The organism is Vibrio sp. KUL80 (assembly GCF_059725495.1).
In genome coordinates this window covers 1273718-1285419 of sequence record NZ_AP045842.1, presented here as the reverse complement: position 1 = coordinate 1285419, position 11702 = coordinate 1273718, and the positions used below count along the sequence as shown (strand labels likewise).

The 11702-nt window shown below is 40.5% G+C and carries 10 protein-coding genes; 2 read left to right on the top strand and 8 right to left on the bottom strand.

Translation table 11 applies throughout. The features are described from left to right. Positions 1-14 precede the first annotated feature (14 nt). Complete coding sequence (locus tag AC6I8U_RS22205) at positions 15-665, top strand: DUF3299 domain-containing protein (RefSeq protein WP_498018562.1); 651 nt, start codon at positions 15-17, stop codon at positions 663-665. 130 nt (positions 666-795) lie between these two features. On the opposite strand, the gene AC6I8U_RS22200 is transcribed toward AC6I8U_RS22205, so the two are convergent. From AC6I8U_RS22200 to AC6I8U_RS22170, 7 genes are all read right to left on the bottom strand, one after another. Then, positions 796-1722 (bottom strand): IS5 family transposase, encoded by a 927-nt coding sequence (locus tag AC6I8U_RS22200; RefSeq protein WP_498018561.1) that lies wholly within the window; start codon positions 1720-1722, stop codon positions 796-798. Between the two features lie 99 nt (positions 1723-1821). Then, a complete protein-coding gene (locus AC6I8U_RS22195) occupies positions 1822-3255 on the bottom strand; it encodes a hypothetical protein (RefSeq protein WP_498018560.1) in 1434 nt (477 codons plus the stop codon). 45 nt (positions 3256-3300) lie between these two features. Beyond that, positions 3301-4332 (bottom strand): IS630 family transposase, encoded by a 1032-nt coding sequence (locus AC6I8U_RS22190; RefSeq protein WP_498016718.1) that lies wholly within the window; start codon positions 4330-4332, stop codon positions 3301-3303. 49 nt (positions 4333-4381) lie between these two features. Beyond that, complete coding sequence (locus AC6I8U_RS22185; RefSeq protein WP_498018559.1) at positions 4382-5122, bottom strand: CBM96 family carbohydrate-binding protein; 741 nt, start codon at positions 5120-5122, stop codon at positions 4382-4384. 153 nt (positions 5123-5275) lie between these two features. Continuing rightward, positions 5276-7228 (bottom strand): glycoside hydrolase family 19 protein, encoded by a 1953-nt coding sequence (locus AC6I8U_RS22180; protein WP_498018558.1) that lies wholly within the window; start codon positions 7226-7228, stop codon positions 5276-5278. Between the two features lie 121 nt (positions 7229-7349). Further along, positions 7350-8474, bottom strand: coding sequence for a DcaP family trimeric outer membrane transporter (locus AC6I8U_RS22175; protein WP_498018557.1), 1125 nt, complete (start codon positions 8472-8474; stop codon positions 7350-7352). Positions 8475-8555: 81 nt separating this feature from the next. Beyond that, positions 8556-9941 carry a serine hydrolase domain-containing protein gene (locus tag AC6I8U_RS22170; RefSeq protein WP_498018556.1) on the bottom strand — a complete coding sequence of 462 codons (1386 nt, stop codon included), beginning with the start codon at positions 9939-9941 and terminating at the stop codon, positions 8556-8558. A 98-nt stretch (positions 9942-10039) separates the two neighbouring features. Here AC6I8U_RS22170 and AC6I8U_RS22165 point away from each other — a divergent pair, with 98 nt between their 5' ends. Continuing rightward, on the top strand, positions 10040-10996 hold the full coding sequence (locus AC6I8U_RS22165) for a helix-turn-helix domain-containing protein (protein ID WP_498018555.1): 957 nt from the start codon (positions 10040-10042) through the stop codon (positions 10994-10996). Here the strand turns inward: AC6I8U_RS22165 and AC6I8U_RS22160 are convergent. Then, the gene (locus tag AC6I8U_RS22160) at positions 10978-11655 is read right to left on the bottom strand and encodes an EAL domain-containing protein (protein WP_498018554.1); all 678 of its coding nucleotides are present in this window, start codon (positions 11653-11655) and stop codon (positions 10978-10980) included. The genes AC6I8U_RS22165 and AC6I8U_RS22160 overlap by 19 nt on opposite strands. Positions 11656-11702 lie beyond the last annotated feature (47 nt).

Sequence of the window (11702 nt, the reverse complement as noted above, 5' to 3'; positions counted from 1 at the left end):
GCAGGAGGATCACGATGCTACCGTTGAATCTTCTCATGATAAGTTTGGCCGGTCTGGGTTTAATTACGGATGCCAAACCTACCCTAAATTGGTCTGATCTAATCGATAGGCATTCGTTGAATGTTGATGAACGAGATATTGATCGTGTAAGACCAGAGCTACAAATTGAGTTACAACTAGTTGTGAATTATCGCCTACATCAAAGCACTTTTTTGACTCAAAAGCCTAAGAGGGTTGAAGATGCGGAAGCCCTGTTACGTAAAGAAAACATTGATATCCAGGAGTATATCTCTCAGGCGGAAGCAATGGTACGAGAAACCTCAACCTCGGGGCGTACAATCAACCAAAAAGTTATCGGCAAAGTGCAATCGATCGCGGGGTTTATTGCCCCCCTTTCAATAGAAGGACTTAAAGTAACAGAATTTCTACTTGTTCCAACTGCTGGGGCGTGTGTCCACACACCTCCTCCTCCCGCTAATCAGATTATCCACGTGTTTTATCAAGACGGGATATCTGTTTCCCATCTCAACGATCCTTTCATTATTAAAGGCGTTCTCAATGGTCAACACAGAGATATTGACATCCAACTAAGCGACGGAAAGCTAGGTATCCATTCATCTTACGAAATGTATGCACAAGCCGTTATGTTAATGTCTACTTATTAGACATCAACACTGCACGTTATGTAGGAGCTAAGCCTGAGCAATTAACCTTTACTAATGGATCTTTAGGTGCTTTGGAACTGATATTTAATAAGCTTTTGCCCAAAGAGAAAACTATGTTAGGTGTAGGTCCTCAGTTTGTAGAAGTCGTGTCTGAGTTAGGCATACCAAGTCCTGTAATCTTGTTCAGCGCTTTAATCATTGCGTAAGTCTCGCCAACCTGAGCGTTGTAATTTCGGAGACTGAGTTTACCACCCAACAACTGTTTCACTCGATGCATTGCTGTCTCTGATAGCGAGCGCTTGTGATAACCATGCCGCTTTTTCCAGTTCTTGTTGGAGCCGTACAGCTTCTGGCAACCTACCGCCAGATTGCGAGGGTGTCCTTGTTCCCAGAAGGCTGCTCCTTCCCTTGGCGGAATGAGCGGAACCGCTCGCTTTATACGTATTGCATCATGGCAATGTCTTGTGTCATAAGCACCATCACCCGATATTTCAATAATTTTACGACGTGTTTGCTTGAGTAGGTTGGGAAGCACTTCGGCATCTGTAACGTTAGATAAACTCAGCTCTGCTGCAACTATTTCGTGGGTGCTGGTATCTACTGCTAAATGTAGCTTACGCCAGACTCTGCGCTTCCCATCAGTTCCATGCTTTTTGATCTTCCATTCACCTTCGCCATAAACCTTGAGACCAGTGGCATCGATGGCCAGATGCTGTATCACACCTCTGGTTTTGGTTTTAAATGAAACCTCAACGTCCTTAGCTCGACGGCTTATACAGGTGTAATGCGGACATTCAAGCGGTATCTTAGCCAGCTTAAATACGGAGTCTAGAAAACCTTGCAACGCTCTCAATGGCATAGAGAAAACGCGTTTTACCATGAGTGCTGTAGTAATGGCTAACTCACTGAATCGACGAGGCCTACCTCGCTTATTCTGTCTACTTTGCGTCCACTCTCTTATGGTCTCTTCATCAATCCAGAAAGTAAGTGAGCCACGGTTGATTAGGGCTTTGTTGTACTGTTTCCAGTTAGTTGTTTTACAACGAGGTTTCGGCATGAGGCTACGAGGATTGATGAATGTAGCCGATCAGATCGTAACTTCCTGATTTAGTTCCATCGAATTACGCAACAAAGCCAGCTATCTCATGAAAAGTAACTAATCAACATCCATGGCAATTTTTTTTTGATATTCGAACAAGGATAATGGCAATACTGAACCTTCGTTCAAACTATCAATATAATACCATTGACTATCATGCGAAGATTCTTTTTTATTTATCATTGTAGAAAATAATGGTGAACTCAATCCGACAAGAATTGACTTGGGATGGAGCTTAAAATGATCGAAACCATTAGATTCGTAGACAGTATTTGAGGTACTATTCCAACCAGAACTAGCTGAAAAAAACTCCCCTCCAGATGTCTCTATGTTCCAAAATGTATTTCTAGTTCCAGCATGAGGCATGTTTTGAACCGCACCAGAACTATTGACTAATACATTTTTTGAACTTTCAACCAAGTTGAACGATGGTAACCCTCCACCATGGAAGTCGATCATAGTTGGATTTTTGAGTTGGTCATTAACAGCATGAGTAACAACGTTACCATTTGAATGTCCATTAAAAGATACCCCATGAACAAAATAAGCAGCAAGCTGTACATCTTTTATTATGTTTGCATGTGAAGATTGATATATACCAATACCATGATGCCCTCCACCACCCACACTTGTTAACTTAACATTTGTGATCTCATTAAAATTTGAACTGCTTAATGTTACATTTTGTGTAAAGCTCTCCAGTGTCACGTTTTTAACCCAAGAATTTGAAACATTAGAAAATCGTATTGCAGCATTTTCATACTGAAGAGGCTCATCTGATGAGTGATCATAGTAGTAACCGTTAGGCATCACCATTGAAATTTTCAAATCTTGTATACCAGAATGATTGAGTGTTTTTTCTGATAACCGCATGTCGGAAAAATATTCTGGCTTAAAAGTGAATGGTAAGCGTGCTTCAAGTGTAACCAACGTACCTTCAGACATTACCTCAAGCGACTTAATTTTGTTTAAATGTGTAAATGCAATATATCGATTAAAATTAGACCAAATATTATATGGCTTTAGTGGTTCTATTATATCTAGTGACGCAAAAGGATCTTCTCTATCTTTAGAAATATTATTAATGGTAACAGTATTACCTACCTCTAAGCCCGACACATTGTTAACTAACACCTGATAACTACCAACATTGGCTTCTTTAAGAATAGGGTTCGAAATTGCACTGGATTCTACTTCACCCTCGAAATTTATAAAATGTGGCTTGTGAGTTCCTTTGTTAACCGGATCTCTGGCCGAGTAATACTGCCTAAGTATTGTATCCTCTCCCATCCCCCGAATAATTATGTTCGAGCTACGAACATAAAGTGGTATAGAGGATTCAGTACTATCTACGTTAAAGTCGTACGTACCTTTCCCAAACTGTATTATCCCGCCACCATTTTTCGTAACATCATCTATCGCATCCTGTACCGCCTTTCGATTATCAAAACCCGGTATCGGTATAGCGCCGTATCCTTCTACATCAAACACCCCCATCTCGTTAAGGTCGAGGTCATTTAAAGGCTCTATACCCAATCAACTTGAAGATGCAGGCTTGAACACCTGAAAATTATCATTGATTCGAGACGTCAGCGAGCCTGCAATCTCTGGAAGAGTCACCGTAAAGAATTGGGTAATGGCTTCCTTGAAATCCCGTTTACTTTTGAAGTAAACGTTATTCCTTGACTTCTCGTTCATAACCTTCCAAAGCCGCTCTATTGGGTTAAGATTCGGGCTGTAAGGTGGGAGATAATGCAGTTCAATATTAAGGACAAATGCCGCATCTCTGACTAAATCACTGCGGTGATATCCAGCTCCATCTAAGATGACATGGAGCTTGTGATTTAGCGGGTAGCTCTCTCTGAGTTTGCAGAAAAATCGAACCATGTTTTCACTGTTAATGCTGTCGTATTCGCTAACAATGGTCGCTCCAATATCTGATAGGTTCAGAGCACCAACAATGTTCAATCGGCTACGATTACCTGTTGTGTCCAGAACTTTACTTTGACCTGTACGTATCCAACCATGGGAGAGTTTGGTTGACAGTGTGGGGTGAACGGCATCGATAAACACTATCGATTCATCCTCGCCACAGCTTGCTTTCAGTGCTTCATAAGCCTCTATGAACGCTTGCTGTTTTTCCTCATCGAACTTATGTGGAACGCCTTTCGGCTGCTTGTAGCTGAAACCATTGTGATGAAGCCATTTGTTCATGCCAGGAACACTATAGTGAATCTGAAACCTTTCAAACACGTACGCAATAATCTCGGACGAATGGTGGTATGTATTTTCAGTTAGATGCTGAACCAACTCTTGGGTTTGCCGAGCCGATAGATAGCTTTGTGAACCGCCATTTTCAGGCTTGAGCTTGTTCGACTCTAGGTAATCTTTGATATGTTGTCGAACAGTGGATTCATGAATAAGAAGTGCGTCTGCAATTTCTTCGGGGCACCAACCATTACTCGCATGAATAACCGCTTTTATACGGTCACGAACTCGTCCGTCACGCGTTGTGCTGTGCTGGATTTTTAGTTCCTGCTTTTGTTCATTGGTCAGAGTAATTTTCATAGTTGCTAGCATGATCCTCTATTCAGGAAAAATCAAGCGTCTTCAATGATCACGGGTATATAACACCAGCAAGAGACCAGTCATTTAAATAATAGTCTCGTGAATAGTCTTCATCTAAGTAAGCATCAAGTATCTCCGGGAATCGATTCGGAATTTCAACGAAGTCATCTTTAATTTTAACACTCAGTTGAGGAGATTTATTTCTCCCATCAGTTACTTTATTTGAGAAAATCTGCATTGAAGATTTGTCTTCACTACCTTCTGCAGTTATTAAGAAAGAGAGTTCGCTACTATCACTAGTTTTAAAGTAATCTGTAACATCCAGCTCTACAACTCCTACACTTATAGCACTATCCGGCACAGCCCCAAGATAGTCTCCCCTTGACAAATCGGTTCTACCAGTAACGGTTTCTTCTATCCAGTCATTAGACAGTGCGTAAACTTCCACTCTCAAAGGAGCCTGCACTGCATTAACAAGCCGCACATCAAAAACTAATTTAACACTGTCGATCTTTTCCGCACTCGGTTTATTTGATATATCAAACTTTAGTAAAGTATCAGCGTACCATTTATCTGATACACTTTCTTTACTATCTCTAGAAATATAAAGATAACCTACATTGCTATAGTTAACATCATTCCCTCTCCTGATCCAACTATTCTCTATTACATTATAGTGCATGTACTTTGTAGTATCTTTCTGTTCTAAAGGTATAGAGCTTGGAGGATCCGATGTTTCATGGCAGGCGGTAAGAATAGTAATAATCAATCCACATATAATTTTTTTCATTAAAACACACCAATTTAAATTGACCATATTTTTGTTAAGTTGATAACTCATTGCCTCACGGATATCCAACGTAAATTTGTCAAAGACAAAAGGCTCTGCAAATATGCAAAGCCTTTTAAAGTCACACGGTTAAACTCATTTTATTAGTAAGTGTTACCAACCGTAATATGCTTTCTGAACGAAACAGCTTGATGTCTTTAAGTTTTCCGGGCTGTTTTCTGTTACAGAGGTTGTCCAGACATTCTCTGCATCAGTTATCAAAGGAACGCTGATATCCACCATTATCGTATTCAAGTATTTTGCATATGCATTGTAATAAGATACCCTTTGAACGGGGCCTAGATGCCAAGAAGCAGCACCATTGCATTCAAGCCCACCATTCACAATATTTGTTACGGTGCCTAAGCGATACGCAATGACAGCTTCATCATAGGACTCTCCTTCCTCTGTAGGAACAGAGCCAGAATCGTTACGTTGTGGCAATCCTTGGTCTCTGCTCGATTCTGATACGTGAGTCATATCTCCATACATTACATCATGCGCAGATGGTTTCGCTTCTTGTGGTGTCATCCAAAACCAAATTCCTGACAAAATAGACAGCTCGCCATTGGTTGCGACATAATCAGGTCGAATGAGCAAAGTATCTTTGTCTTTTATAAGATCTGCCAGCATGCCGTTATTATACAACCATTCACTGAATGCGCCGTAATTGTAGTTCCACGAAAGCTGAATGACTCCACGACCATAATATGAGCGACCGGATACAGGTTTGTAATTTGAAGCTGCATCTACATAGTTGATAGTCGGGCTCGTGCCATCTGGGTTAGTTGAATAACCAACTTCTTCAACCCAGTATAACGCCCCTTTCCAAACATCTTGGCCATCATTGTCTTTAGTGATCCAAGGTTCCGGAGCATTTGCCCAAGTTCCTGACGTCTCACGAGATGCCTTACCCCAAAAAGAAGCAAACTCTAATGCTTGTTGTGACTTTGAACCCTCATTCAAAAACTGCTTGTAGTTGTGTTGAGCAGCCCACGCATTGTATTCAACAACGGCTTCTTTGAACGCTTTCAGTGTAAAAACGTCGGTTGAACCGTCAGGGTTTGCAAATGGTGGGCGATTCCTAGCATCACCGCTTTCATTGTAGCGACCGGAACGCATCGGAAAGAACCAATCCCAATTTTCTTTGGTTAAATCTCGGAGAAATGCGTACCCCTCTGCTGGTAGCACATCATCACCTGGGCCAGGCTCTGGTTTAGGCGCAGGCTCCGGATCAATCAATGGCTCTTCAGGCGGCCCAGGAATAACTGGAGGAATGTTCGGGTCCTCAGGTAATTTGCAATCGTCACCTTCACAAGGAGGCAGTATCGGTAATCCATGCTCAGGCTTTGAAGGGTCTGGTTTGTCTCCCTCCTCTGGAGCCTGGGTTTTCTCCCAAGGCGTTTCCCACTTTTCTAGATCGCCACCATCTTCTTTAGTTAGTGCTGGTGTGTCTCCCTTAGTCCAATATCTTGCTCGGAACCAATACTCAACATCACCTATTCTGTATTTTACCTTGTCATCAATAAGGTATGTACTGTCGATTCGCCACTCTTTGACTGAATCAAGTTCAGTCAAATAGCGACCATTGGAGTCAGTTTCCGCTACAAGAGTCCAAGGACCAGATTTATCATCAAAACTCGGCACATTACCTTGCGTCCACCACTTGTTAGAGAATACACCGTAGCGTTGCCCATCAGTAAATATGACTAATGTTGCAGTTTGGTCGTATGTTTCCCCCTCAATAAAACTTGGAAGTTCATCAAACCCTGGGTAAGAGTCTTCATTGGATTGGGGGTACTGATGAGCAATCTCGTTATAAGTAGTAACCCTAGATTGATACTCTTGTGACATATGCTCCCATTCAGCACTTTCTTCTTTTTCATAGGCGTATCGTACATCAGTAGCCTTATAGCCTTCTTGAATGACAACAGCTTGAGAAGGTGCTGTTTGAGCTTTTTCTATATCAGGAAGCGTTGGTCTACTATCACCTTCATCTTGGTGATGACATCCGGAAACAACTCCTATAGTGACCATAGCTAATAATAATTTATTTAATTTCAACATTGTATTGTCCGAAAAATATTTCTTTTTATTATTATTATTGAAAGATTAGATTATCTTCATTTAATAATATCTTTTAGTTCTATATTTTTATGTTACTGAAACGTGATTCAATATCTCTTTGTTAATATTTCCACTCCACTCCCATCATCACTCTATGGTTAACTCTTGAACCATCTTGGGTTCTTACGTATTTCGAATAATCATACTCGACACCAACTGTTAGCGCCTTCTGAACTTGCCAAAGAAAATTAATCATTGCGTAGTCACTGCTTGTAAATGTATCGACATTCTGTTGTTCCTGCCAATTTAATGGCGAAGACTTAGCATGACCGTAAGCGGCAACAGACTTTAATGATGAATTCCATTGACGTGTATACGACAGCATCAAACTATTAGTTTCTCTTAGGTCTAATGAACTCGTATTTTCGTTCCAAGTAGCACCTGTTCCTGAAATGCCAAGTAAATACCTTTCCATACCTTTACCAGTATTTGTTAATAGTGTGACTTGATCACCATTAATGAAATTGTGTCCTAAGGAAAGCTGTACACCATACTTAAGCTCTTGGTAATTATTTGAATCATCTTGCACTCTAACCTGCCCAAGCGCTGAGGTTAAACGCAACCAATTCTGCTCGCCTGTGAATTCAATGCCTCCGACTAGATCAGGTAAACTACCACTTGTTGTCAATTCCTTACTATTGCTTATCTCGCTATTAGTGCTGCTTTCTAAAGCAATATCATATTTCACACCACTGAAATCTTGACTCCATCTAATCATAGGCTGCCTTTTAAACACGACACCACTTAAAGTTGGCTCCGCTAAAGACAGTGGATAGTTCTTCATGTCCATAAATGTAGACCATGTCTGACCAAGAGTTAAAGAACCAGAACCAAGTTCCCAATTTAAATACGCTTCTCTTAACCGAGGAGACATAGTGCCATCATTATTAGCATTAAAGTCCATTACAAAATGAGAACTTATCTCTGTACCGTTATCAAAGTCTTGAAGAAAGTTAGCTTTAATTTGAGATAAAGAGGCATCAATCTTAAAGTCAGTATTATTATCCCGACCATATAATGCATTTGCGGGTATGTTTACACCTATACCGGTAGCACTACTATCAAAAATTGCGAGAGTTTTAATTGACCCACCAAAACTTGTTTCAAGTGCCATGACAGGTTGAGATTGTAGTAATGCTAGCCCTATTGGAAGGGCAAGCTTACACAGTATTGTTTTTCTATTCATGTAACTATTTATAGGATGAGACGACTCTTCTTAGGTATGACTCAACTAAGAAAAGTCGTTTTTTGAAATATCTTGGGGGAATTATTTATCCGCTAACTGCTTCGCAGCAGAGCGCATTAGTGCAGGTCCTTTATTCTCGCCGAATCCAGAGTGATATGGATTGGTAGAGAACATTACGCCTACAAAATCACGAGCCGGGTCGATGTAAATAAATTGACCTAAGTTACCGCTCTTAGCCATCGCACCGTCATCGAAAATGTAATCGAATTGATATGAGTTGTAGTCTGCTTTCTCGTTAAATGCATGAACAGAAGAGGACTCTTTACTGGTGCCCTCGAATGCTTTTTTATCACCGCCATTTAGGATTCGATCAATAACCGCTTTCGATACAACCGGTTCATCAGCTACTGCATTCCAGCTTGGCGTAAATAGCGTACCCCATCGAGCCATGTCTTCAACAGTCGTTGAAACTAATCCTACAGCGATCGCCATCCCATCAGGAGTCATATTGAACTTCATAGACTGACGAGCATTAACCTTAGACCAAACTCTATCCTCAAATACACGAGTCCACGTTTTATGCTCAACGTTTTCTACCATTTTTGTCAGTATCATCGTATTGATTGAGGCATATCTGAAGTGATCACCAGGTCCTTCACCTTGTAATTTTTGAGCGCCTTTGGCAACCTCCATCCATGTTTCTAGCTCGCCCGTCTTGGCTCTTGGAGAGTTAAACGATGCTGCGAAAAACCTTACTACGTCTGAGTCAGGATTTAGCACTGACTGGAGTGTTTCTTCGTTATCTAAACCTGTAGCCATATTCAGTACGTTGTGCACCGTAATGTCACTCCAGCTTGTACCCTTGAGCTCGGGAACGTAGGTAGTAATTAGTGCTTCTGGATCAATCTTTCCTTCTTCGACGAGCATAGCTACCACTGTACCTACCGTTGTTTTCGCAGCAGAAGCCCAAATATGTGAGTCTGTTGGCTTCATACCAGGGTATGCTTCGTATACTATTTTCCCTTGATGGATTAACATGAAGCCCTGAGTTCTAAACTGCTCATCTGCAAGGTATTCATCCATTGTTACCTCACCTTTGGTCTCAGTCTTCACTATCAATTTTCCAAGTTGAGACTGAATGTTTTTAACCAAAGGTTTGTAGTTTTCACTTGGTGCAGCCAGGGCAGTTGGCATGAATTCACTCATGTGCATATTATAATACAGTGCATGATCCCCCCCCATCTGCCAATGGAAGTTGTTGAATTCTTTGCGAGCGGCCGAAGTGAATTCGGGTGAAAACGGCTTTTTAGCATCTTTTACTGGCATAGTGACCAGTGCTCCTTCGACTTGAAGTGCGGCTTCCACTGGGTTTAGAGCTGCTCCACTGCTCTCTGTAGAACCAGCGAAGACAACGTTTGAAAGAGCTAATGAAGCAGTAAGTGCAAGTGCTATCGGTTTAACTTTCATCTTTATATTTTCCTGCATAGTTTGTACGGTAATATGATATGATTGAGCACCACACTGGTATAGGTCATTTAACGCCAATATGTACATAGAGATCCTTGATGAGTAGTCAACTTAACACAACACTTTCAGACAACTTGCTTCCTTTCATAGCGTATTTCGAGAAACGAAATATTCAGTGGAAACAAGTAGCTGATAAATACAACATTCCAACAGCTGAAGTCGACGAATCATTGTGGTTATCCTCTGCTCATATTATGCAGTTCTTGAATGAAATGAGCCTTATAACCAATACTAATCTTGGTTATGAAGTAGGAAAAAATCTCTCACTGTCAAATATTTCGCCTTCTATCGATACACTTGTGAACAGCTGTAATGACCTTGAAGGCTGTATTCATAAACTGATTGAGATCATGTCCGATTTGAACAATCACGTGATTGTTTGGACAGAGGAAATTGACGGACGTTGGTATTTATGTCATCGTGGATTTTATTCCCCAAGAACAGTTGGGTATGAACACACTGAGTGGTTTCGTACCTTTGCTTTAGTTTTATTATGTAGAAACTTTTTAGGCGAAATTTGGGTTCCCCTTAAAGTCTTCATGAGTTCACCTTCCAATATTGCCAATCAAAGGCTGGCAGGAAAATATACATTCAACTGCGAGTTTGGTGCTATCCAAGTCCCATTGAAAAATAATTTTAAGCCTTTAGTTGAAGATATACCAAATTTAGAATGGAAAACAAAGATCACAAGACTGGCAAATACGTATGCACTACTACCATTTTTTACCTCTGAGTGGTTTGGTCGATTCTTGGGGGTGTCTAAGAGAACATTACATCGACAACTTAGAGCAAATAACACGTCGTTCAAAAGAATAAGAGATGAAGCGAGGAACAGAACTGCAAGGCGCTTATTGAGTGACACACCTTTAACGCCTAAAGAAGTCGCGTGGCGTTGCGGATATAGCGATTTGTCAAACTTTAATAGAGCCTTCAAAACCTGGAACAATTGCACGCCATCTCAATATAAAAATATGACCTACAGTTCAATTGGTTGACCTTTGTCGAAGTAAAAGCCTTGTATGCCCCACAAGAGATTCAGAAGTGGACTCGCTCTCTCTAGGGTTGAATCAGATTCAACATTTTCGAGTATAATTTTTTCTTTCCTATACCGAATAAATGATTCAAGCACTTTCCAATGCTTACACTGAGTAGGAGCGGGGATCTTTATATAGTCATAATATCCACTGCGGACTTCATTAAATCTTGGATCTCCTTGATAGATATCCAAGTCATCGATCGCTAGAGTCACTCCTTTATGCTTCAAATACTCTAATGCGACTCTAGTACCTTCGCAGCGACCACAGTAGTTTCTTTCTGTTATTTCTACAATCAATCCATATCCTTTAGATTTCAAGTCATCTTTTAACTTTACAATCTGCTCTAGAACTAGGTTATTACAAATAGTTTTTCTCTCTATATTTATGAATATATTTGGTATTTCAAACACATCCTGATATGTTCCAGACGCAACTGACATTCCTAGTCTGGAAAGTAATATATCATCTAGAGTAGTAAAATCCACCGCCTCTCTAGTATAACTAGACCTTAATATTTCATTGATACTCTGGCTAGATATTAGCACTTCAAGGCCCACATCTTTAAAAGTTGAACTCACTATTCTTTGACCTTTATATTTGACTTTGCTTTCAGACATAAAAAACCTTGTGAAACCATATTAATTAGTATAGATAAAAAGTATCG